Source organism: Acinetobacter sp. ESL0695, from assembly GCF_029392135.1.
Lineage (GTDB): Bacteria > Pseudomonadota > Gammaproteobacteria > Pseudomonadales > Moraxellaceae > Acinetobacter > Acinetobacter pollinis.
In genome coordinates this window covers 375,459-399,900 of the sequence record NZ_CP113932.1, presented here as the reverse complement: position 1 = coordinate 399,900, position 24,442 = coordinate 375,459, and the positions used below count along the sequence as shown (strand labels likewise).

Annotated in this window: 25 protein-coding genes and 1 riboswitch; of the genes, 14 read left to right on the top strand and 11 right to left on the bottom strand. The window is 37.6% G+C overall.

Going from position 1 to position 24,442, the window contains the following annotated elements:
• Positions 1–114: 114 nt before the first annotated feature.
• The 6 genes from leuS to OZX61_RS01795 all read left to right on the top strand — a co-directional run bounded on the left by leuS (position 115) and on the right by OZX61_RS01795 (position 9,122).
• Positions 115–2,742 carry a leucine--tRNA ligase gene (gene leuS, locus OZX61_RS01820; protein WP_277095120.1) on the top strand — a complete coding sequence of 876 codons (2,628 nt, stop codon included), beginning with the start codon at positions 115–117 and terminating at the stop codon, positions 2,740–2,742.
• A gap of 16 nt (positions 2,743–2,758) precedes the next feature.
• Positions 2,759–3,283: an LPS assembly lipoprotein LptE gene (gene lptE, locus OZX61_RS01815; RefSeq protein ID WP_195771404.1), complete on the top strand. Its 525-nt coding sequence runs from the start codon at positions 2,759–2,761 to the stop codon at positions 3,281–3,283.
• Between the two features lie 13 nt (positions 3,284–3,296).
• A complete protein-coding gene (gene holA, locus OZX61_RS01810) occupies positions 3,297–4,283 on the top strand; it encodes a DNA polymerase III subunit delta (RefSeq protein ID WP_277095119.1) in 987 nt (328 codons plus the stop codon).
• A gap of 126 nt (positions 4,284–4,409) precedes the next feature.
• The gene (locus OZX61_RS01805; protein WP_277095118.1) at positions 4,410–5,708 is read left to right on the top strand and encodes an efflux RND transporter periplasmic adaptor subunit; all 1,299 of its coding nucleotides are present in this window, start codon (positions 4,410–4,412) and stop codon (positions 5,706–5,708) included.
• Between the two features lie 2 nt (positions 5,709–5,710).
• Positions 5,711–7,714: a MacB family efflux pump subunit gene (locus OZX61_RS01800; RefSeq protein WP_277095117.1), complete on the top strand. Its 2,004-nt coding sequence runs from the start codon at positions 5,711–5,713 to the stop codon at positions 7,712–7,714.
• Between the two features lie 10 nt (positions 7,715–7,724).
• Complete coding sequence (locus OZX61_RS01795) at positions 7,725–9,122, top strand: efflux transporter outer membrane subunit (protein ID WP_277095116.1); 1,398 nt, start codon at positions 7,725–7,727, stop codon at positions 9,120–9,122.
• A 48-nt stretch (positions 9,123–9,170) separates the two neighbouring features.
• On the opposite strand, the gene OZX61_RS01790 is transcribed toward OZX61_RS01795, so the two are convergent.
• The 3 genes from OZX61_RS01790 to orn form a co-directional block, all read right to left on the bottom strand.
• Positions 9,171–9,974 carry an enoyl-ACP reductase gene (locus tag OZX61_RS01790; RefSeq protein WP_195771409.1) on the bottom strand — a complete coding sequence of 268 codons (804 nt, stop codon included), beginning with the start codon at positions 9,972–9,974 and terminating at the stop codon, positions 9,171–9,173.
• A gap of 162 nt (positions 9,975–10,136) precedes the next feature.
• Positions 10,137–10,868 carry a Bax inhibitor-1/YccA family protein gene (locus OZX61_RS01785; protein ID WP_195771410.1) on the bottom strand — a complete coding sequence of 244 codons (732 nt, stop codon included), beginning with the start codon at positions 10,866–10,868 and terminating at the stop codon, positions 10,137–10,139.
• Between the two features lie 177 nt (positions 10,869–11,045).
• Positions 11,046–11,606: an oligoribonuclease gene (orn, locus tag OZX61_RS01780; protein WP_195771411.1), complete on the bottom strand. Its 561-nt coding sequence runs from the start codon at positions 11,604–11,606 to the stop codon at positions 11,046–11,048.
• A gap of 116 nt (positions 11,607–11,722) precedes the next feature.
• Between orn and rsgA the strand changes: the two genes are divergently transcribed.
• The 7 genes from rsgA (at position 11,723) to OZX61_RS01745 (ending at position 17,374) form a co-directional block, all read left to right on the top strand.
• Positions 11,723–12,781 (top strand): ribosome small subunit-dependent GTPase A, encoded by a 1,059-nt coding sequence (gene rsgA, locus OZX61_RS01775; protein ID WP_277095115.1) that lies wholly within the window; start codon positions 11,723–11,725, stop codon positions 12,779–12,781.
• 92 nt (positions 12,782–12,873) lie between these two features.
• Positions 12,874–13,281: a rhodanese-like domain-containing protein gene (locus tag OZX61_RS01770; RefSeq protein ID WP_277095114.1), complete on the top strand. Its 408-nt coding sequence runs from the start codon at positions 12,874–12,876 to the stop codon at positions 13,279–13,281.
• 15 nt (positions 13,282–13,296) lie between these two features.
• Complete coding sequence (gene grxC / locus OZX61_RS01765) at positions 13,297–13,554, top strand: glutaredoxin 3 (RefSeq protein ID WP_277095611.1); 258 nt, start codon at positions 13,297–13,299, stop codon at positions 13,552–13,554.
• 29 nt (positions 13,555–13,583) lie between these two features.
• Complete coding sequence (secB, locus tag OZX61_RS01760) at positions 13,584–14,042, top strand: protein-export chaperone SecB (protein ID WP_195771414.1); 459 nt, start codon at positions 13,584–13,586, stop codon at positions 14,040–14,042.
• 182 nt (positions 14,043–14,224) lie between these two features.
• Complete coding sequence (locus OZX61_RS01755; RefSeq protein ID WP_277095113.1) at positions 14,225–15,586, top strand: sensor domain-containing diguanylate cyclase; 1,362 nt, start codon at positions 14,225–14,227, stop codon at positions 15,584–15,586.
• A gap of 87 nt (positions 15,587–15,673) precedes the next feature.
• Positions 15,674–16,978 carry an AarF/ABC1/UbiB kinase family protein gene (locus tag OZX61_RS01750; RefSeq protein ID WP_277095112.1) on the top strand — a complete coding sequence of 435 codons (1,305 nt, stop codon included), beginning with the start codon at positions 15,674–15,676 and terminating at the stop codon, positions 16,976–16,978.
• A gap of 60 nt (positions 16,979–17,038) precedes the next feature.
• The gene (locus OZX61_RS01745) at positions 17,039–17,374 is read left to right on the top strand and encodes a HopJ type III effector protein (RefSeq protein WP_237411723.1); all 336 of its coding nucleotides are present in this window, start codon (positions 17,039–17,041) and stop codon (positions 17,372–17,374) included.
• Positions 17,375–17,422: 48 nt separating this feature from the next.
• On the opposite strand, the gene crcB is transcribed toward OZX61_RS01745, so the two are convergent.
• From crcB to OZX61_RS01730, 3 genes are all read right to left on the bottom strand, one after another.
• On the bottom strand, positions 17,423–17,803 hold the full coding sequence (gene crcB / locus OZX61_RS01740) for a fluoride efflux transporter CrcB (RefSeq protein WP_237411724.1): 381 nt from the start codon (positions 17,801–17,803) through the stop codon (positions 17,423–17,425).
• Positions 17,804–17,875: 72 nt separating this feature from the next.
• A riboswitch (Fluoride riboswitch) is annotated at positions 17,876–17,942 on the bottom strand.
• 32 nt (positions 17,943–17,974) lie between these two features.
• Positions 17,975–19,168: a TIGR03862 family flavoprotein gene (locus OZX61_RS01735; protein WP_237411725.1), complete on the bottom strand. Its 1,194-nt coding sequence runs from the start codon at positions 19,166–19,168 to the stop codon at positions 17,975–17,977.
• Positions 19,165–19,794: an SAM-dependent methyltransferase gene (locus OZX61_RS01730; RefSeq protein ID WP_195771420.1), complete on the bottom strand. Its 630-nt coding sequence runs from the start codon at positions 19,792–19,794 to the stop codon at positions 19,165–19,167. The genes OZX61_RS01735 and OZX61_RS01730 overlap by 4 nt, the downstream gene beginning before the upstream one ends.
• Positions 19,795–19,881: 87 nt before the next feature.
• Between OZX61_RS01730 and OZX61_RS01725 the strand changes: the two genes are divergently transcribed.
• The gene (locus tag OZX61_RS01725; protein WP_195771421.1) at positions 19,882–20,061 is read left to right on the top strand and encodes a DNA gyrase inhibitor YacG; all 180 of its coding nucleotides are present in this window, start codon (positions 19,882–19,884) and stop codon (positions 20,059–20,061) included.
• Position 20,062: 1 nt separating this feature from the next.
• Here OZX61_RS01725 and OZX61_RS01720 read toward each other — a convergent pair whose 3' ends face one another.
• The 5 genes from OZX61_RS01720 to OZX61_RS01700 form a co-directional block, all read right to left on the bottom strand.
• The gene (locus tag OZX61_RS01720) at positions 20,063–20,707 is read right to left on the bottom strand and encodes an MBL fold metallo-hydrolase (protein WP_277095111.1); all 645 of its coding nucleotides are present in this window, start codon (positions 20,705–20,707) and stop codon (positions 20,063–20,065) included.
• Positions 20,708–20,723: 16 nt separating this feature from the next.
• Positions 20,724–21,740, bottom strand: coding sequence for a ferrochelatase (gene hemH, locus OZX61_RS01715; protein WP_237411729.1), 1,017 nt, complete (start codon positions 21,738–21,740; stop codon positions 20,724–20,726).
• 126 nt (positions 21,741–21,866) lie between these two features.
• Complete coding sequence (locus tag OZX61_RS01710; RefSeq protein WP_277095110.1) at positions 21,867–22,799, bottom strand: DUF4062 domain-containing protein; 933 nt, start codon at positions 22,797–22,799, stop codon at positions 21,867–21,869.
• Positions 22,800–22,893: 94 nt separating this feature from the next.
• Positions 22,894–23,760 (bottom strand): glutamate racemase, encoded by an 867-nt coding sequence (gene murI / locus OZX61_RS01705; protein ID WP_277095109.1) that lies wholly within the window; start codon positions 23,758–23,760, stop codon positions 22,894–22,896.
• 45 nt (positions 23,761–23,805) lie between these two features.
• Complete coding sequence (locus OZX61_RS01700; protein WP_277095108.1) at positions 23,806–24,417, bottom strand: DUF1285 domain-containing protein; 612 nt, start codon at positions 24,415–24,417, stop codon at positions 23,806–23,808.
• Positions 24,418–24,442: the final 25 nt, after the last annotated feature.

Here is a 24,442-nt window from a genome sequence, read left to right as displayed (position 1 = left end):
ATGGATAGATTAAAAATAGCTGATAGAATTTATCTCGCAAAATTCACTTTTATGGGCATTTTGCGATATGCTGTACTAACTTTTTAACTCTAATTCGTCATCGATTAAATTTTTATGACTACATCACATATTGACCCCGAATACCAAGCAAATGCGATTGAGCCTAAAGTTCAACAAGATTGGGCTGATCGCAAAGTTTTTAAAGTTGCCGACACTGTTGAAGGTAAACATCGTTACATTCTATCTATGTTTCCATATCCTAGCGGCAAACTACATATGGGGCATGTACGTAACTATGCAATAGGTGATGTCCTGAGTCGCTTCCATCAGCTCAAAGGTGAAACTGTTTTACAACCAATGGGTTGGGATGCTTTTGGTCTACCTGCAGAAAATGCAGCAATTGCGCATAAAGTTGCACCTGCGAAATGGACATTTGAAAATATTGATTACATGCGTAACGAGTTAAAACGACTGGGTTTAGCCGTTGATTGGGATCGTGAAATTGCGACATGTACACCAGAATATTACCGCTGGGAACAATGGTTATTTGTTCAACTTTATAAAAAAGGTTTAATTTATCGTAAACTCTCGACAGTAAACTGGGATCCTGTAGATCAAACAGTCCTCGCAAATGAGCAAGTTGAAAATGGTAGAGGCTGGCGTTCAGGTGCATTGGTTGAAAAACGTGATATTCCAATGTATTACTTCCGCATTACAGATTATGCTCAAGAATTACTTGATGATTTAGATCAGCTAAAAGAAGGTTGGCCACAGCAAGTACTTACAATGCAACGCAACTGGATTGGCCGCTCTGAAGGCATGGATATTACTTTCCCATCTGCCAATACAGAAATCTACGCAGATGGATTGACGGTCTATACCACTCGACCAGATACGCTAATGGGTGTGACTTATGTCGCAATTGCCGCAGAACACCCAATGGCTAAAAAAGCAGCCGAGTTACGCCCTGAACTTAATGCATTTATCGAAGAATGTCGTCATGGTTCAGTTTCAGAAGCAGACTTAGCAACAGCTGAAAAGAAAGGTATTTCAACTGGACTTTACGTTAAGCATCCGATTACTGGTGAAGATGTAGAAGTTTGGATTGCGAACTATGTTCTTATGAGCTACGGCTCTGGTGCTGTTATGGCCGTACCAGCACATGATGAACGCGACTTTGAATTTGCGAACAAATTTGGTTTACCTATTAAACAAGTCATAGATGCTCAAGGCGAAAATGATCAACCTTACAATCCAACTGAATGGCAAGATTGGTATGGCAGTAAAGAAGGTAAACTTGTTCATTCTGGGCAGTTTGATGGATTAACATTCCAAGCTGCTTTTGATGCATTTATTGAATTGTTAGCACCAAAAGAACTTGCAAGCAAAAAAGTTCAATTCCGTTTACGTGATTGGGGTGTATCTCGTCAGCGTTATTGGGGTTGTCCAATTCCAATGATTAACTGCGAATCTTGTGGTCAAGTACCTGTTCCTGAAGATCAGCTTCCTGTTGTTTTACCTACAGATGTTGTTCCAGATGGTTCGGGAAATCCACTTGCAAAAATGCCTGAATTCTACGAAACCACGTGTCCAAACTGTGGTAGTGCAGCAAGACGTGAAACAGACACGTTAGATACATTTGTAGAGTCTTCTTGGTACTATGCACGTTATGCATCTCCTGACTTTACAGGTGGCATGGTTAAGCCTGAAGCAGCGCAAACATGGTTGCCTATCAATCAATATATTGGTGGTGTAGAACATGCGATTTTACATTTACTTTACGCACGCTTTTTCCATAAACTAATGCGTGATGAAGGTGTAGTTCAAGGAAATGAACCTTTTACGAATCTTCTTACTCAAGGTATGGTACTTGCAGATACGTTCTACCGTGAAGAAACAAGTGGTAAAAAAACTTGGTTCAATCCAAATGAAATTGAATTGATTCGTGATGAGAAAGGCCGTATTACATCTGCTATTTTAAAAGCAGATGGACAGCCTGTTGTTATTGGTGGACAAGAAAAAATGTCTAAATCCAAAAACAACGGTATCGATCCTCAAGCAATTATGAATCAATACGGCGCAGATACAGCACGTGTCTTCATGATGTTTGCTGCTCCACCCGATCAATCACTCGAATGGTCTGATGCTGGTGTAGAGGGTTCAAATCGTTTCTTAAAACGAGTATGGCGTTTAACTGCAAGCTTTTTAGAAAAAACTTCTAATAAGTCACTTCAATTAGACAAAGCAACTGTGTCTAAAGATGCACAAGATTTACGACGTAAAACGCACGAAACGATTGCTAAAGTGGGTGATGACATTGAACGTCGTCATGCATTCAATACAGCAATTGCGGCACAAATGGAGCTATTAAACTCAATTACCAAGTTTAATGCAGTGTCTGATAATGATCTTGCTGTTGAGCAAGAATCTATTATTGCTTTACTTACGATGCTTGCTCCATTTGCACCACACTTAAGTCAAACGCTTTTAGCTGAGTTTAAAATTGATTTAACTCAAACAACATTCCCTGTGGTTGATGAATCAGCACTTACACGCAATACACAAACCATCGTTGTTCAAGTTAATGGTAAACTTCGTGGTAAACTTGAAGTTGCAACAGATCTTTCTAAAGAAGATATTCTTGCCCAAGCGAAAGCATTACCAGAAGTACAACAATTTTTAACAGGACCAACAAAAAAAGAGATTGTTGTTCCAAATAAACTCGTAAACCTCGTGGTTTAACAGAAAAGGAAAAAGCATGCACTTAGTCCAACGTCTCTCAGCAGTTATTTTAACTTTAGGCCTAAGTGCAAGCTTAGTGGGCTGTGGCTTTCATCTTGTTGGCCATGGTCCTAGTGCGACACCTTTGGTATATCAACACTTAAAGCTCGATTTACCTTCAAATACAGCAAACTTAGGTGAAAAACTTAAAGTATATTTAACAGGTAATGGAGCTAAATTTGATGACAGTTCAAATGCTTATACCCTCCATGTATTGGACTATCAATATCGTCGTCAAAAACTCAGCGGTCGTGTTGCCGAAGTCATTTTACATTTAGATGTTACGTTCCAAATTGAAGACCGCAACGGCACACCAATTACAGAGCCACGCACGATTTCTAGCGTTAAAAGCTACCAATATAATGTGGCTACGGTAAACGTCGATGATAACGAAGAGTCTTATCTGAATGACATGCTAGTAGATGACGTAGCACAACAAATGTCACGTCAGATTTCAACCAATCGATTACCTACGATAACAACTGTACAAGATACAAAATAATTGATCATTTGTTATGAAAATTGATTATATGCAAGCACTCAAGCGTACAAATAACGCTTTAGGTGCTTGGCTTATTCATGGTCAGGAACCTTTATTAGAGCAAAACCTACTAGATGAGTTTCGTAAAGAGTGGCGATCTAAAGACATTGAACGCCAACGTTATGATATTCAAAGCGTTCACGACTGGAAAAATGTATTTAATGCTTTAAATAGTTTGTCCCTTTTTTCACAACAACTTGCGATAGAAGTACATGGGAATATTAAGCCTGATGCCAATGGCTTAAAATTACTGAAAGCATTTATTCAGCACAATGAGCAAAATTTACTTGTCATTGTCATGCCCAAACAAGATACACAGAGCTTAAAAAGTAGCTTTATACAAACTGTTGAAGCAAATGGTACATTGGTTTCTCTTCAAGCGAATTACCCTAAAGATCGACAACATATTCTTGAAATAGAAGCAAAAAAACTTTCCCTTCATTTAGAAAATGATGCTTGGCCATGGCTTCTTGAACACCATGAGCATAATTTACTTGCAGCAAAAAATAGTCTCATTCGTGTAAGCGATACATTTCCAGAATTGGCCAATGTTGGTATAAAAGAGCTTCATGGCTGTCTACAAGACCAATCGCGTTATTCTGCATATGATCTTAGTGATAGCCTAATTGCAGGTCACTTCGAGCAATCTATAAAAATTTATCAATATCTCATCGCAACAGGCGAACCAAGCACCTTTATTTTATGGGTTATTAGTAAAGAGATGCGATTACTCATGCAGTTGTTTGAACAACCCCATCAAGGTATACAACTGGGCATTTGGAAAACCAAAGTTCATCTTTATCAGAAAGCTTTACAGCGCCTTGATGCACAAGAATTCTTAAATTGGCCAAGCTTACTATTAAATATCGACCTTTCTATTAAAGGTCTCTCAAATCAAAAGCCAGAACTGCTGATATTGCAAGCAATTGGGCAATTATGTGGTAAAGTACTTTTTAGATAAGACTCCCCACTTGCTATGGAATAGTCAGGGGACACTTTTAGAGCAAGAAAATATGATAATACAGCAGTGTCATATTATTTTATTTCTTTTACAACGCCCATTCAGATACAGCTACGTAGCTTTCATATGTTAAAAAAAATTAAATCCGTCAAATTTCTCGTTGTACTTTTTATTCTTCTGATGATTGGCTTTTTAATTTGGCAGTCTTCTAAGCCAAAAGCTGAACAGCCACAGTACATTACAGAAGCTGTCACCACAGGAGATCTAGAAAGTACTGTACTTGCGACAGGAACGTTAAGCGCAAGTAAAATGCTCAGTGTAGGTGCTCAAGTTTCAGGCCAAGTCAAACACATGTATGTGCACCTAGGTGATCAGGTAAAAACAGGGCAAGTCATTGCCAAAATTGACTCTGAAACTCAGGAAAATACGCTACAAAATACAGCAGCCAATATTCGTAGTTTGCAGGCTCAGCGTCTACAACAAGATGCAAAACTGCATGAAGCAACATTAGAATATAATCGTCAAAAAGCAATGCTTGCACAAAATGCAACACCTCGTTCAAGTTTTGAGGCAGCAGAAGCAAACTATAAAACAGCATCTGCACAAATTAAAGTACTCGATGCCCAAATTGAACAAGCACGCCTGTCAGAATCTACAGCAAGAACAAACGTGGGCTATACACGTATTGTTGCACCCATTGATGGCACTGTAGTCGCAATTGTGACGGATGAAGGTCAGACTGTAAACTCAAATCAAACTACACCGACCATTGTAAAACTCGCACAATTGGGTGAAATGACTGTAAAAGCACAAGTTAGTGAAGCCGATGTCATGAAAATTGAGAAAGGCCAAAAAGTATATTTTACAACACTTGGAGATGACCAAAAGCGCTATGCTACATTACGCCAAATAGAGCCTGCTCCAGACTCAATTGCAAGTGACTCAAGTTCTACAAATACTGCTGTTTATTATAATGCATTATTTGATGTACCTAACCCAGATGGCAAGCTTAGAATTAATATGACTGCCCAAGTTTATATTGTACTTAATGCTGCAAAAGATGCCATATTGGTTCCCTCTTCTGCACTAAGTAGCTCTAAAGTTGTTCTCTCTGCAAATGGCATGGCATCTGCAAACTTACAAACGACTTCCCCTCAAACGCGCAAATTAGATTTAAATGAAGCTCAAAAAACACTACTCAAAGAAGGTAAAGCAAGCCTTAATACAGTACGTGTATACAATGGTGGCGATGTCTATTCTCAGCAAGTTCTAATTGGTATTAATAATAGAGTAAATGCCCAAGTGCTTGCAGGTCTTACAGAAGGTCAACAAGTTGTTATTGCAGACAGCAATGATGCTTCTGCTGCAACTGCAAAATCGAATAATAGCCGTAAACGTAGTGGCCCACCACCTATGGGAATGTAATCATGACGAAGCAAGTATTGCTTGAGGTCAACAACCTTGTTCGTGAATTTCCTGCAGGTGAGTCGACCATTCAAGTTTTAAAAAATATAAATTTAAAAATTCATGCGGGAGAGTTTATTGCCATTGTTGGTCAATCTGGCTCTGGAAAATCGACCCTCATGAATATTCTAGGCTGTCTAGATAAGCCTACATATGGTACTTATAAAGTTAAAGGTCAGGAAACTGGTCAGCTCTTGCCAGATGACTTAGCAAAGCTTAGAAGAGAATACTTTGGATTTATTTTCCAAAGATATCAACTGCTCAACGACTTATCTGCAAAAGAAAATGTCGAAGTACCAGCAATATATGCAGGTGTAAATACAACTCAAAGGCAACAACGTGCTAAAGATTTACTCAGCGAGTTGGGCTTAAGAGAAAAATTAGATAATCGTCCTAACCAACTTTCAGGTGGTCAACAGCAACGTGTTTCTATTGCAAGAGCACTGATGAATGGTGGGGATGTTATTCTTGCCGATGAACCAACGGGTGCACTAGATTCTGCCAGTGGCTTAGAAGTGATGCGCATCTTACGTGAATTAAATGCCTCAGGCCATACTGTCATTTTAGTCACACACGACATGGAAGTCGCTCAAAATGCAACGCGTATTATCGAAATCAAAGATGGGGAAATTATTGCAGATCAAACCAATACACCGTCTTCAATAAATACGTGTACTGAACAAGTCACCCAACATCCAAACGAAACAACTGCATTAACCCATAATGAAGATAAAGGGAAAAAGTCATCTTCTTTCTTTTCAATGTTAGATCGTTTGACTGAAGCATTCCATATGGCACTTCTTGCTATGAATGCTCATCGTATGCGTACCTTTTTAACCATGCTTGGTATTATCATTGGGATTGCATCGGTAGTGACGGTAGTCGCTTTAGGTAAAGGCTCACAAGAACAGATCTTAAAAGATATTAGTAGTTTAGGTACAAATACCATTACTGTATTTCAGGGAAAAAACTTTGGAGATAACTCTAAACTTGCCAATGTTAAGACACTTATTCCAAGCGATGCCGATGCACTTGCAACACAGCCCTATGTCAATGCAGTAAGCCCAGTTGTAGGTACATCAAAAATTATACGTTTTGAAGAAACTGAAGCAACGGGTACTATTAATGGTGTTAATCAAGATTTCTTTGTCGTTAAAGGGCTTAAATTTAAAGAAGGACAAAGCTTTGACAATACCAGTGTTCATTCTCGCTCGCAAGATGTAGTCATCGATACCAATACTCAGCAACAGTTTTTTAGTCGCGTACAAAGCCCTATTGGACAAGTGATCCTTCTAGGAAGCGTACCTGCACGTATTATTGGTGTCGTTGAATCTCAAAATACAGCTATGTCTTCTAGCGATACACTCAATGTATATATGCCTTATACCACTGTCATGAGTCGTATGCTTGGACAATCCAATGTAAGAAATATTGTCGTACTAATAAATAGTCAATATTCAACAAGTGCCGCAGATAATGCGATTGTTAACCTTCTTTCCTTACGTCATGGTGCGCAAGATATCTATACCATGAACAGTGATAGTATTCGCCAAACCATTGAGAAAACAACAAATACCATGACAGTATTGGTATCAGCCATTGCTGTCATTTCTCTCATCGTTGGTGGAATTGGTGTAATGAATATCATGCTTGTTTCTGTGACTGAACGTACACAAGAAATTGGCGTAAGAATGGCTGTTGGTGCTCGTCAAAGCGATATTTTACAACAGTTTCTTATAGAGGCTGTTCTGGTCTGCCTACTTGGTGGAATATTAGGTATATTCCTTTCAATGGGGATCGGGCAAGTTATTAGCCAATTCGCAAGTGGTGTATTCACACTCTCCTACTCTACCATTTCTATTGTTGCAGCATTTATTTGTTCAACCCTCATTGGCATTGTCTTTGGTTTTTTACCTGCTAAGAATGCTGCAAAACTTGACCCTGTTGCTGCGTTGGCAAGAGAGTAAGGAGAAAAAGATGAAAAAAAATATTCTCGCTTTTGGTCTAGCTACATTCATTTTAAGTGGATGTAGTGCTTTGGTTAAAACCCCTTATCAGGCACCTGCTGTCAATATTCCTCAAAATTTTCAACACAGCAAACCAAATGCCAAACAAATTTCAATAGATAGTCATGCAGATTGTTGGTGGACACTTTTTGGTGATACCAATTTAAATGGGCTTGTAGAGCAGGTACTTCAGCGAAACAATAATCTAGCAATTGCTGGACTTACGCTGAAACAAGCACGATTAAAAGCAGGACTGGCGGAAAATCAACAAGGCTTACGTGCTTCTGCTTCAAGTTCTGCAGGGCATACGTTAAACCTACATACAGGCAATGATCAGTCTCAGGGCTTTTCTTTAAATGGTAATGTAAGTTATGAAATTGACTTATTTGGGCAATTAGCAAGACAAACTGAAAGTGCACAATGGGAAGCTTTAGCCACAGAACAAGACTTACAGGCCACTGCCCAGTCCTTGGTTTCAACAACTGCTAAACTGTATTGGCAATTGGCTTACTTGCATGAAAGTAAAACTACCGCTGAAGAAAGCCTCAATAACTCTCAAAAACTCTACAAGTTGGTTCATATTCAGTACAAAGCAGGTGCTGTCTCAGACGTAGACTTAACCCAAGCTGCACAGGCTGTACAAAGTCAACAAGCAAACCTAAGCCGAATTGCACAAAGTCTGGTTGAAACACGCACAGCAATTGCTGTATTGCTTCATATTCCAGTACAACAACTCGATATTACAGAACCTAAGCGCCTCCCTCAGATTCACCTTCCTCAAATTTCATCAGGCTTACCTGCAGAAATTTTGTCACGGCGTCCAGATTTAAAAGCTGCAGAATTAAGACTACGTAAAGCACTTGCGACAAAAGATGCAACAACAGCAAGTTTTTATCCCTCTATTAATTTAACTGGGGGATTAGGTTCAAGTAGTACTTCTCTAACACAGCTCCTTAAGAATCCTATACTTACTTTAGGCGCAAACCTCAGCTTACCCTTCATACAATATAATGATATGAAAAAAAATATTGCTATTAGTCAGCTCGATTATGAAAAAGCAATATTGCAATATCGACAAACACTCTACCAAGCATTTGCAGATGTAGAAAATGCTCTTTCTAATCGTACCGAATTAGATTATCAAGTCACAGCTCAAGCCAAAAACCTTGCTCTTTCTCAAAAAGCAGAACGCCTCGTGTTGGTTCAATATAAATACGGCGCAGTTGCGCTAAAAAATGTTTTAGATCAGCAAGAGAATTCTCGTGCCGCACAACTAAGCTTAGTCAATACCAAGCAGAGTCAATACAATGCTTATGTCACGCTTATGCAAGCACTCGGTGGCAGTCCAGTGACACAGCTTCCAAAATAAACAAAAGGGCGACTTAAAAAGTCGCCCTTTTTAATTTCCTATGAATGTTTATTCATCATCCATAATCGCTGGACTCATGCCTACTGTATTAAAGCCAGCATCGACATACATAATTTCACCTGTAATACCAGATGCCCATGGAGAACATAGGAACAATGCAGCGTTCCCAACTTCTTCAATGGTAACATTACGCTTAAGTGGGGAAATTTTTTCGTTTGCATCTAACATTTTACGGAATGATTTAATGCCTGAAGCTGCAAGTGTACGAATAGGACCTGCTGAAATTGCATTTACACGAATACCATCTTGACCTAAGCTTGATGCTAAATAACGAACACCTGCTTCTAAAGATGCTTTTGCCATACCCATAACATTATAGTTTGGCATAACACGTTCAGAACCCTGATACGTCAGTGTTAACAAGCAACCTTGACGAGCTTGTAATAAAGGTTTAGCTGCACGTGCCATCGCAACAAAGCTATACGCACTAATGTCATGTGCTACTTTAAAGCCATCACGATCAGTGACATCTGTAAAGTCACCATCTAACGTATGCGCAGGTGCAAACCCAATTGAATGTACGACACCATCTAAACCATCCCAATGTTTCGCAAGCTCTGTAAATGCTGTTTCAATCTCTGCATCTACAGCAACATCACAAGGGAAAACAAGTTTAGAGCCAAATTTTTCTGCAAACTCATCAACACGCTTCTTTAATTTTTCATTTGGATACGTAAATGCGAGCTCTGCCCCTTCACGATGCAACGCTTGTGCAATACCATAAGCAATAGATAACTTACTTGCTACACCAGCGATTAAAAAGCGCTTGCCTGTTAATAGTCCTTGTGCCATTTATATATTCTCTCATTAAAAACTATGCGTGAAATAATGCCTATTTTGGACATTTTTAGAAATTGCATAAAGCATCTTTTTTCATTTTTTTGATGCTTACACATAAAAAAGTCGCCTTTACAACGATAAAGACGACTTTTGATATTCATTTATACCACGTGATCAATCATCAGATAAAAGACCAATTAAACGTAGAAAAGACGTATACATCCAAACTAGGGTTGCAAGTAAAGAAATTGCACAAACCCATTCAAAGGATTCTGGAGCACGTTGTGCTGCAGCATTTTCAATTAAATCGAAGTCTAGAATTAAATTTAAAGATGCAATAACTGCAACGAATGCTGCAAACCCTATTCCTAACCAATTACTTTGAAAAACATATGGAATAGATGAACTAAAAATTAATCCCATTACCATCTGTACAACAAAAACAAGTGCGATAGCTAACGTTGCAGACATGACAACAGCTTTAAACTTTTCAGTTGCACGAATAATTTGAAACTTATACAGGCCAAACAAAGCCAGTGTCGTTACAAATGTTGCAAGAAGAGCCTGTAATGGTGCACCAGGATATTTCATTTGAAAAACAAATGATACACCACCTAAAAAAGCACCTTCGAATAACGCATAAGGAACGGCGAGCATGCGTGATGTATTCGGTTTAAATACAGTAACCAGTGCAATCAATAAACCCCCGATCGCACCGACTAAGCTTGCAGCACCTGCCAAAGCGACATTCATTGAAAGTGCACAATAAAAGAAAATTGCAAGACCAACTGCTGCCGCAATTCCCGTAAGTAATACTGACTTCCCAATTGTCCCTTGAATGGTCATTGGTTTTTGATAATCGGCGTAAGTTTCAACGCGTGTTAAAATTGGATTATTACTTTGCATTGTTTTGCTCTAATTTCTAAAGATTAGTGAAATATGTATACCATTTTAAAGCTTTTCAAGTCGCCATCCTATACAGCAACATATGTTTTTGTAACTTCATTTTATTTTTTTATAAATTAAATCGACATGTTTTACAAAATAAAAAGCCCTTATCAAAGATAAAGGCTTTTATATTACTTATTCGTCATTATTCGTAATAAAGAAATATTCTCTATAATATTTTAATTCACGAATTGAATCACGAATATCATCTAATGCTAAATGAGAAGCTTCTTTTTTAAGACCACTCATAATTTCTGGACGCCAGCGCTTTGCAAGTTCCTTCACAGAGGAAACATCTAAATTACGATAATGAAAAAACTGCTCAAGTTCAGGCATAAGACGATGCATAAAACGACGGTCTTGGCAAATAGAGTTTCCGCACATCGGTGAAGATTTTGGAGAAACCCATTTTTTTAAGAACGCAATCGTTTGCTCTTCTGCATCACGTGCCGTTAACTGGCTACGACGAACGCGCTCAATTAAACCAGATTGTCCGTGTTGGCGAGTATTCCACTCATCCATGGCATTTAAAATTTGATCTGACTGATGAATAGCAAGTACAGGCCCTTCAGCAAGCACGTTTAAATGATCATCTGTGATAATGGTTGCAATCTCAATGATTTTATCATTATCAGTATCTAGACCTGTCATTTCGAGGTCAATCCAAATTAACCGTGTATCTACTGTACTGCTCATTAAATCAGTTCTTATTCGCCTAAAACATGAATAGTAGCAAATTTATTGCATCTTGGCTGTAATTGAAACAAGCTTCATGCTATTTTTGCCATCTCTCAACTGGTTTTTATATGTGAATGGCTCTTATCCGTAAACGTCGTTTGACAGAGCAACAAAAGCGTCGAATTCAGAAACAACATCAATCACGTCAAGATGAAATTGATACATCCAACGACCTCGAAGGTCTGGTTGTACAGCACTATGGTAGACAACTTGAAGTTCAAGCACTCTCTACTCCACTTAATCATCCCGAAAAACCAAAGGTAAAGGACAATGAACCAGAACCATTTTGGAAACCGATTGAAATAGGTAGTGTTTGGCGTTGTCATACTCGTACTAACTTAGAACTTCTCGTTACAGGCGACAGAGTGAAATGGCAAGCAGATCCTAATACGGGATTGGGCATTATTACAGCAATTCATGAACGTAAGTCCTTACTTACTCGTCCTGACCGTTACCACAAGGTTAAGCCTGTTGCAGCCAATATTAGTTTGATCGTTATTGTATTTGCACCACTACCTGAACCTGCACCAATGCTCATTGATCGCTATTTAGTGGCTTGCCAAGAAGCAGATATTCCAACCCTATTGGTACTTAATAAAGTTGATTTAATTCAAAACGATCATGAAATCTATACACTTGTCGAGGAATATCGACGTTTAGGTTATGAAGTCATGCTTACCCAATCTGATGGTGATTTAACTCCTCTCAGAACACGATTAGATGGTGAAACAGTTGCCTTTGTTGGGCAATCTGGTGTGGGAAAAAGCTCTTTAATTAATACCATCGTTCCAGATGCTTCACAGAAGACCAATATCATTTCAGAAAACTCTGCACTTGGACAACATACGACCACATCAACGCGCCTTATTAGCTTTGGAGAAAATGGTGCACTCATTGACTCTCCTGGAATTCGAGAGTTCGGGCTATGGCATTTGACAGAAGATGCGGTACTTCATGGTTTTCCTGAAATTTTCCCTCTCATTGGATCATGCCAATTTAGAAATTGTACGCATAAAAATGCAAAAAACTGCGCACTTGAAAAAGCGGCAAACACGGGAGAAATTCTTCCTAGACGTTTAGAAAGTTTTTTACGTTTGTGCGATGAAATTCAAGTCGCAAACCAAAAAACTTAATTTTCTTGGCAATTACCCTTGAACCACGCTTTTTGATCACTATTAATATAAGCTATACTCTAGCTCAATTTTTGATGGTAATAAGGTGAATTGTGGAACGTTGGTTCGAATTCATGGGGAATCACCCCTTTTTATTTGGTCTGCTTGCGGTTCTTATCGTATTGTTTTTCGTAATTGAAGGAAAACGCAATGGCCGCAAAATTTCTCCACAGTCCCTTGGTATTTTGGTGAAAGCACAAAATGCAATGCTGATTGATTTAAGAGATACCAAAGACTATCGCGAAGGTCATATTAGCGGTAGTCGCAATATTCCATACAGTAGCTTAAGCAACCATATCGAAGAGTTACAAACTGCGGGAAGACCGTTAGTTTTCATTTGTAACTTAGGTCAAGTTGCAGGTAGCGCAATCGCGCAAGTTAGCTATGCAGATAGTTACCGTCTGGATGGTGGAATCTCAAATTGGAAAGCTCAAGGCTTACCATTAATTAAAGCAAAATAACGTTTAGCGAGAAGCATTATGGCAAATGTCGTCATCTACTCTACAACAGTATGTCCTTACTGCGTACGTGCAAAACAACTTTTAGAACGCAAAGGTATTTCATATAAAGAAATTAACCTTTCAAACGAAGCGCCTGAAGTACGTGTAGAGCTTATGCAGCGTACCAATCATCGTACAGTTCCACAAATTTTTATTAACGATCAGTTCATTGGTGGATTTGATCAGCTTTATGCATTAGATCGCGAAAGCAAACTTGATGAGCTGGTTAACTAACCAGCTCGATATTAAATAAGGATTTAATAATGACTGAAGAAAAGCAACCACAATTGGCTTTGGAACGTCTATATACAAAAGACGTTTCTTTTGAAGTTCCTGGGGCACATGTTTTTACTAAAGAGTGGCAACCTGAGTTAAACATTAACTTATCTTCAAATGCAGATAAAGTTGATGCAACACACTTTGAAGTTGCACTAAAAGTAATTGTAGAAGCGAAAAATGCGGGTGAAACTGCGTTTATCGTTGATGTAACACAAGCAGGTGTTTTCCTTGTAGATGGTATTGAAGAAGACCGCCTACCTTATATATTAGGTGCATACTGTCCAAATATTTTATTCCCTTTCCTACGTGAAGCTGTAAATGATTTAGTCACAAAAGGAAGCTTCCCTCAGTTATTGCTCACTCCAATTAACTTTGATGCAGAATTTGAAGCGAATATGCAACGTGCTCAAATGGAAGCAGCTGAAGCTGAAGGCAAAGCATAATTATTTTCTAAAGTGAGATAATATCCATTATCTCACTTTTTTATAAAAGCATATCACTTGGCATATATTGCTGTATTTCTATCTATTATCATTATATTTACATAACAACTAAAATGTAATTCACATATATAATAATTTTTAAGCATAAAATAAAATAATTCTCACAAGAACATGATAATAAAATGAATAAAAATATAATTGCATCACATTTTAAAATGTCCAATGCAAACTTGTTCACAATATCAGAAAGTATACATAAAAATATCTCACCACAAGAAATTATTACTCTTTGCAAAAATACTCTACTTTGTGAGGATATCGTCTTTTTAGAATCCATCAACGGTTCTGAATATTCTTATTATTACGATAGTGCTTATGCACTTTCTAAGATAAATGCCATTCAATATATTAAAAACATCCATTTCTTTAAAAAAAATATGCCCTTTTCTTTTTATGTTAAAAATAAAGATCAGCCTTTAAATATAGATAATAATTATCTTATTTTAGAAATAGATAATACCCATATATCTCAAAAAATATTTATCTTTATAAAAGGTAATTTTATAAAGAGGCATATTGTTTACAATAAGAATTTCTCTGTTTTTATGGGCTTATTAAAATTATATTTTGCAAACCGTGCTTATTCTCAAAAAAATATTATTGATAATATTAAAGCTGATCCACTTTATAAACAGTTGGCTCAACAGGCACCTGTATTAATTAATATTATTAGTCCAGATTTAAAATTTACTTTATGGAATCAAGAGTGCGAACGACTTTTAGGTTGGAAACATAGCGAATTACAACAAGCAGATAATCAGTTATTAAGTTTGTTCACTAACTTAACAGACTACAATAAAGTAAAAAATTACTTTTTAAGTAGACCTGAGAAATCCACACTGACGGAACTTACTCCCATTTGTAAAGATGGCTCTATGCTTACCACATTGTGGACCAGTATTCAGCTTCCAGATTATTCCTATATTAACATTGGTATCAATGTTACAGAGCAACGTAAATCAGAACAGATACTACAAAAACGTGCAAACACAGATAATCTTACACAATGTCTAAATAGAGTCGCTATTTTTGACCAATTAGAAACGTCTTTAAAAACATGTAAAAACTCTCAAATAGGTTTTTGTGTATTTCTTCTAGATATAGACCATTTTAAAATCGTGAATGACACATGGGGGCATATGATTGGAGATAAAGCACTCCAACACTTCTGCCATATTTTACAACTCAATAAAAAACAAAAAGTACATATAGGACGATTCGGTGGAGAAGAGTTTCTTCTCATTTTGGAAACAAGTTATGAAAATGAAGCAATCGCTTTTGATGAGCAAATTCGGGCTTCTCTTGCAAGTCACCCATTGTATGAAGGCAAAAATAAAATAGAACTAAACTATAGTGGTGGTTTCGTAATGGTGAAGGATGGTGAATGTTCCAAAAATCTACTTCTATCAGATGTAGATCACGCTTTATATCATGCAAAAGAACAAGGTCGTGGTCGAACACTTCAGGCACACACCTCATACTAAAAACTTAACAATTCTCTGGCATAATGAGTGACTAAAGGTCGTTATTATCAAAATATTATTTAAGTATTATTAGAGGCGAAATAGCACATGGCAAAGTCAGTTAATTCTCCAAGTAAACGCTTCTTAAAACTTGCAAGTATGACAGCCAGTATCGCAACAAAAACTGTATCGAACTCTATTCGTAGCTTTACTGCCGATGAGCAGCATAAAGACCAAGCTAGACATAAACTTTTTCAAGATATCGGAATTCAAATTGCAGATACACTTGGAGAAATGAAAGGTGCTGTCATGAAAGTTGGACAGATTGCCTCTCAATATAAAGATATTTTTCCTCCAGAAGTATCTAAAGCAATTGAAAAACTACAGCGCCAAGCACCACCTATGCCCTTTAATGACATTAAAGTGCAAGTCGAAAAAGAACTAAAGCAATCACTCCATGAAGCCTTTTTAGCTTTTGAGGAAACACCTTTTGCTGCTGCTTCCATTGGACAAGTTCATAAAGCACAACTCAAAACGGGTGAACATGTTGTTGTAAAAATTCAGTATCCTGGTGTAGATGAAGCATGTGAAAGTGACCTAAAGCAAATTCGCTTGGCATTAAAAATGATGGGATTACTGAAAATTGATAAAAAACTCCAAGATCAAATTTTTAATGAAATTCAGGAAAGTTTAGCCAATGAACTAAACTATGAAATTGAAGCACAAAATTTAGAAATTGCACGTTCATTTCATGAAAAGTTAGATCCACAAATTATTATCCCAAAAGTCTTTAAAGACTACTCTACTCGTCATTTATTAACACTGAGTCTTGAGGTCGGGCATGATATTTCAACAGCAAGCACATGGAGTCAAGACATTCGAAATACCTTAGGTAGACGCCTTGTAAAAGCAATGGGACAGGAAATCTTTTATCTGAAGCGTTTTCATTGTGACCCTCACCCAGGTAACTTTGCATTTCGAGAAAATGGCGATGTTATTGTATATGATTATGGTGGTGTGAAAGTTATTTCTTCTTATGTCATTCAGCAATTTAAAGACCTAATTCAAGCTTCTCGTGATGGCAATATTCCTCAATTAGAAATGGCTTTATTTGATTTACAAGCACTCACTGAAAAAGGGAAATTTCCTTCAAACTTATATCATGAATGGCTTGAAGTCTTGCTAAGACCACTTACCCAAAAATATGACTTTAAAGAAAATTCAGCTCACCATGATAGTGTGAAACTGGCTAAACAGTCTTTAAAATATTGGGATTTATTTAAACCATCACCCGATACACTTATGATTAATCGAACGATTTCAGGTCACTACTGGAATATGATTCATTTACAAGTCAATGACAATTTAAGTGATCTATTTGAAGAAATTATTCCTAATCAACATACGAGCTAGTTATTTGTATATGACATCATTTGTTGTAGGATAAGATTTTTAAATTAAATAGGGCAGAAAATGGCACAGCATCTATTAGCACAATTAAATGCAAATACAATCAAATTTATAGATGTGATTTCTTACATTGACCGTCACTATACACATACACCAACAGCTTTCGTGAATGGCGCTCAAAAAAATCAAGCAACAGAAAACCAAGGCAGTGCAAAAGTTCTATCATTTGCAAAACTGCATGAGTTAAATGAGCAAGATACGCTGCAACTATTCGCAGAGCACTACGCAAAAGTTCAAGCAACCCCAAATGAAGAAGACCACCAAAATATCCGTCAATTTATAAAAACAGGATGGAAAGGTGTTTCTTTTGATGGAGACGTACTTCAACCTCGCGTATAAAATATCGGTTTTCGATATGCTTAAAAGCATATCGAAAACAATAGTTGATTAAGCACCATGCCACCATTGAAATACTGCCATACCTGCCATCGTACACAACAATGCACCAATCACATGAATCGAAATAACCAACATAGCAGTAGAAATTCTTCCTTGTTGTAGCAAAGTCACAACCTCTAAGGAAAATGTTGAAAACGTGGTTAGACCACCACAAAACCCCGTAATTACAAATAGTTTATAATTTTGACTGAGCTGGCTTTGCGCAAAAAATGCGATTGCAAATCCAATAATGAACCCACCTATCAAATTTACGGCAACGGTTCCCATAGGAATAGATGGATGTAGATTGTTCAGTTTCAAACCAACCCACCATCTAGACCATCCCCCTAAAATTGAGCCTAAAGCAATCGCAACTAATGAATAGTACATATACTCTTCCTATTTTTTATCTTCTATTTAAGCAGAGTACGCATATACCTACGCCCCTGCTATCATCATCAAGGTTACGTAGGCATCATTAGCCATTATTGGCGGTTTTAAAAAGGAAGATACCATTTCCTCTATCTCAAATGATTATATAAAGGTAGTTGAAGGAAAATTTCAATTATTTTTGCATAAAAATAAGTGAGCACCTTCTCCTGCGATCCTTCCAGTCGCAAAACATGCTGTAAGTAAGTAACCACCTGTTGGCGCATCCCAATCAAGCATCTCACCACAACAAAAAATACCTGATTGTGAGTTTAACTCTAGCATTGGTGACAATACATTTTCTTTCACTCCACCTGCACAGCTAATGGCTTCTTCTATCGGTCGGAACCCTTCAATAGAGATACATAAATTTTTTATTTGAGATGCCATTTTTTCAGGTTGTTGCCATAACTCTTTTTCAACAATCTCACGCAAGAGTGCAATTTTCACTTGGTCTAAACCAGCTTTTCGCCAAATATTTGATAAAGATTGTTTTTTTGTGTGGTTCAGTTTACGAACAAGTTCATCTTCTGAAAGATGAGGCAGTAAATCTAAAAACAATACTTTAGAAGTACGTAATGTACGATTAAGACGATAAATCACACCACTTTCAAAGCCGTAATGTGTAATCACAATATCACCATCGACTTTATGCTGAGATGATGTCCACGCCTGAATACGTTTTAATGGCTGACCAAAAATAGGTTTCATATACTTCGACCAAGAAAACTCAACCCCGACGTTACTGGCAACAAAGGGTTGAAGCTCATGTTGTTGTAACCATGTTTGCCACTGTCCATCACTCCCAAGTTTTGGCCAAGATACAGCACCACATGCCAAAACAACTGCATCAAATAATTTCTCAGACTCAATAGATTGGTTTACTGATGTATCAATATAAGTAAGTTTTTTTTGTTCGATACCTGTACATTTATGCCGATAATGAAACTGAACACCTGTATTACTTAATCTTTTCAACCATGCACGCAATAACGGCGCAGCCTTCATTTCTAATGGGAAAATACGCCCTGAACTTCCCACATAAGAGGTTATACCTAAATCATCCATCCATGCACGTATCCACTGTGCATTAAACTGAGTAATCCATGGTTTCAACCACTCGACTTGATCATAACGGTGAATAAATTGTGAAAGTTCTTCTGCATGAGAAATATTTAAACCCGTCTTACCTGCCATCAAAAATTTTCTTGCAGCCGAAGGCATTTGTTCAAATACATGAATGTCATAGTTATATTGACTTAAAACTTCTGCTGCCATTAAACCAGCAGGCCCTGCACCTACAATTGCAACAGACTTTTTACTCATACATGATCCCGACCATTTAAAGGCTCAAACTCATCAAACCGCGTTTTATAACCTTGTGGCTTACGAATAATGAGTTGCTGACACAATTCACCACGTTGTAAGTATTTCACTTCGAAATGTGTTCTTGCAGAATCACTTGGAATAATTTGCTTTTCATATGGCAGTTGCCATAACTCTTTTAACTGTTGCTCTGCTTCTTCAATATAACTTTCAATATTACTTGCAAGTGTAACTGTGCCTTCATCTGCTAAACGAGAAAGTAAAAGCTCAAAAAATGGCATGTTTAACCAACGCTGTGCAGAATTATGAGGCTCTGGGTTTGGGTAAAGTAAGAAAAACTGCGTCACTTGCTTAGGATAAAGCGCATGTGTAATCCATGGTAATGCATCTGCATGAATATCAATTAGGTTGTTTTTTGGCTGTAACTGTGCCTGTTTATGCATTGCATCGAATTTTTCACGAGTACGTTCAATGGCATAAAGGATCTGTGTTGGATGCAACGTACAAAATTGTAACGCATGCTTCCCCTTTCCCGCTCCAATTTCCACCACAATCGGTTTATTTTCAATAGGTTGGAAATCACGAGGGGCAACCATCCGCTGTGCCTGAAATTGACGAATTTGCATAATCAGATCAAACTAGTAAAAATTGACATAAGTCTAGCAAGCGGAAGACTTATTGCCTACTTTTACTCTCATATTTGGATATTTTTTATGACACGCTATATTCCATGTCCACGTTGTGGTGAGCCTGCAAAATGGCAAGAGAATGCATTTCGTCCATTTTGCTCAGAACGTTGCAAAATGATTGATTTGGGTGCATGGGCAAATGAAAGTTATCGTTTACCCACACAAGATGCACCACAGTCAGAATTGTCAAGAGAAGATGACTAACTTAGCCTGCTCTACCCGATACAAAGGGATTAAATTTTTTCTCATGACCAATGGTACTCATCTCACCATGCCCTGGAATAAACTGTGTTTCATCAGGTAATGTAAAACATGTGCTATGAATAGAATCTATTAATTGCTGATGGTTTCCTCTTGGGAAATCTGTACGACCAATAGACTCTTTAAATAGCACATCACCTGCCCATAACAACCGATGTTCTGCATTGTAAAAAATGACATGCCCAGGTGTATGGCCTGGTGCAAATCGCACTTCAAACGCGTGCTTTCCAAGTGTAAGTACTTCATTGCCCTCAAGCCAAGTCGATACATGAACAGGCTCTGGAATAGGAAAACCATATTGTGCTGAAACTTCTTGAAGCATATCTAGCCAAAATTGATCTTCTTTATGAGGACCAATCACAGGGATACTCCATATACGTGCAAGTTCACCCACTGCACCAGCATGGTCAAGATGCCCATGTGTCAGCCACAATTGCTTAACCTGAACTCCAAGAGCCTGAACCTCTTGTTGAATTCTTTGTGCATCACCACCTGCATCAATAATAATGGCTTCTTTACTCTCACTGTCCCAAACAATTGAACAGTTTTGAGCAAATGGCGTCACAGGTACAATCTTAACTTGTAGCATGGGCATCCCTTCTGATTTATTCGTATTGTGCCAATGTTACCTTGATCGCATCCAAATGTGCGGTCAATAATGTTTTGAAAAGTGTTAAATGCATTTCATCTGTATTCAATGCAGGAATATAAGCATAAGACTCTCCACCTGCTTTTTTGAAGTTTTCCGCATTTTCAACGGCCAATTCTTCTAAAGTTTCCAAACAGTCTGCGGAAAAAGCTGGACTCATAATCTGAACAGACTTAACACCACTCTTGCCCCATTCATCTAACAGTTCATCTGTATAAGGGCGTACCCACTCTTGAGCACCAAAACGCGACTGAAAGCTAATTGCCCATTCGCTGTCTTGTAAGCCCAACTCTTGGGCAACCAATTTAGCAGTTTTACGACAACGCTCTGGGTATGGATCGCCTTTGTCTGCAAACGGCTGAGGAATACCATGAAAAGACATTAAAAGTTTGTCGGCTGTACCGTGCTCGGCACGGAAACGTTTTACACTTTCTGCAAGTGCACGAATATATAACGGGTGTTGGTAGTAATCACGAATAATACTTATACCCGGCAAATTACGCTGTTTTAATGCCCACTTTGAGAGTAAATCATATTGTGGAGCCGTAGATGTGGCAGAGTACTGAGGATACAGCGGAAACAATAAAATATGATCTGTTTTACTACCATCTAAATCTTTTAGCAGTGCTTTCATTCCCGGATTACCATAAGTCATGAGCGGGACAATATTTAAGTCAAACTCAGGATACTTTTCAGGCAATGCTTTTTTTAAATAGTCGGCTTGATCAAATAAAATTTCACGCATTGGCGAATCTTTCCACCAAATTGAAGCATATGCTTCTGCCACACGTTTAGGACGGCGCGGTAAAACAAAAAGGCGTAAAATAATTTGCCAAACAATTTTAGGAATTTCAACAACACGTTGATCTGACAAGAACTCTTTTAAATAACGGCTGACAGCAGGCGCTGTTGGCTCATCTGGCGTGCCAAGATTAGCGAGAATTACTGTGATTTTTGGTTTATCTTGTTTCATCTTCACTCATTCGCTGGAAATATTTTTATCTACTTTAACGGTTTTGAATTTTAATTAAAATAATATAATTACTCGTTTTTTTGTTAAAACTTATCGTTATTCACAATCATTTTACAAATCATGATTCTATATCATTTTTTTTAAAATATTTTGTATATTTATGCTCACTTTCCACAATAACCTTTGTCTATGGTCGCGACCAATAGGTACAATCCATGCATTGTCTTTTATATGAATTTTAATGTTATTTAAAATATAGTCATCAATATCGACATGTGTAATATGACTCAATAAAGGATTTTCTTTACTTAAGGTTTGCCATGTTATTTGCATTAAATACTGATTTAAGCGCTTTAAAAATACATCTTCTATAGCAGGTTCAGTTAGCCCTTTTGCGATAATTTGAAGAATTTCCAACCAAGTAAGGCGTATAGAGCGCGTAATTCGCTCAAACGAATCATTTTCATGTGCACAAACCTGATAACTGAGTGTAAAAAGGTCTGAAAGTTGCACTAAAACAGATTGATTCGCTGTCAGTTTTATATTTTTTTCAGCCTGTAATTCAAATTGCGCCACCTTATGCTTAAGACGCTGAATCTCGTCTTGCAACAGTCTTGTATTATAAGCACGTACCCACCCTTGGGTCGGATATGTCTGTACAATTTTGGGCATATGATATTTTACTTGCGTGACCAAATCATCGACATGATCATATTCAAAAATTTCCTTCACTTCTTGCTGGATCAATTGCCTGAAATGATAAAATTTTTGTTGTGCTTCATCTAAGGTGGAGACATTACTCGGTAAGTCATACTTTTGCATGAACACAACAATCGACTTCTGTCGAGCCAATGCATAAATATACTCTAACTGCATATAACTCACACCAGAAACAGATAACTGTCCATAGTCGCTACCTAAAAGTAGCGTTATATAGTCACTTTCATCAATTTTACGGCGCGCCAGTGTAGCAGTAGTTGTACATCTATTTTCTACACCCCATGCAAAATAACCTAACCCAATCAAAGTTTGACACAGTATTCGATATTCTTTAGACATTCCCTCCCCTGAAGTTGAGATGAATATCTGATAACGCTTATCGACCATGTGTAAACTCAATAAATAAGGGAATTTTAAAGCCAAGTAAAATCATTTAGATGGAATATTCTCCCATAGTCCAACGAATTTCTTTAGCAATTAGACGTTGTACCACTATTTCAGTCTGAGGTGTATAGCCACCTGTGAAATAGCAGGTCATCTGTAACGTTTTTGTTACATTTGGGTTGATTAATCCATGATGGGTAAGTACATGTGCAAGCTGACGTGCAACTGCTTGACCTGAGTCGACCAATTGGAATTGATTTGGAAAAACAGTTTCAATACTATTTTTTAAAAAAGGATAATGCGTACAGCCCAATACCAGATGGTCAGCTTTACGCTCAAGTGCTGGCTTTAAAGTACGCTCTAGAAGCGAATACATATAATCGCTGTCTTGCTTACCTGCTTCTATTAGCGGCACCAGTTCTAAAGAAGTTATAGGCAAAACCTCTACATCTAGAGGTTCTGCAAAACGACATACAACTTCCTTAATTAGCTTCCCACGAAATGTTGCAGGTGTTGCTAACACAGCAACAACTTTGCTTTTAGTATTTAAAACTGCAGGCTTAAGTGCAGGAACCAAACCAATAATTGGAAAATCACTTCCATAATGTTCACGAAGGTAGTCTAAACTAAATGCAGATGCTGTATTACATGCTACCACCACTGCTTTACATCCCTTTTGATATAACCAATCTACGGCTTGCGTTGTAAGGTGACGAATTTCGTTATCATCTCTCGCTCCATAGGGAACATGTGCTGTATCTGCTAAATAATGAATATGCTCATGAGGCAAATATTTTAAAATATCATTGACAACAGATAACCCTCCAACACCCGAGTCGAACACACCAATAGGCGCATCTTTAGATGCTTTAATACTGTGAATTCGTCTATATCTTAGGGAATGAAAGTCATTCATGGGATCATTTATTTTGAAATTAATTTAGCTGACAAATCTTAAACCTCAGGCAGTCAAATGCAAGCAAAAATCACCACTTTGAAGCACAAGTTCTGTCTGTAATTGATCATTTTCAATCAATTCACCCATTTCTATTAAATGAAAAAATACCGACCTTGGAATAAGTGCATACAAGCCATAACGAATATAGACGTATGGACGCATTTCACCTTTATAGGCACGCATAATCATCCTATTCTTTTCACCTAAAACAACCACATCACCGTCGGTAGTATGAAAGTAAATCCATGTTTGTTCAGCTTGAGAAATTTTTTCGACACTGCGAATACAAAGTGGTGCATCCTCGACTTCAATTTCAATTTTTTCTACAGGTGTTTTTAAATAGTATTTTGATTCTTCTTTGCATAAAATATGCGAAAATAGTTGGATGAGTGCATCTCTTTGAATTTGTGTACCCTCATGCCACCACGTATGATTGGCATGTATACATAAATCCATTTTTCCACATCTTTCAGGTTGCCACTGATCCAGTGGTGGGATTTGAGTTTTATGTATGTCCCCATCTAAATTTATACTTTCTAAAACGGAATCTAAAGTTTTATCAGATAAATTTGAGTGTTTTTTATACATACTCTGAGAAATATCATCTTTTCCCATCGCTTTTATCCCCTATTTGACAGAA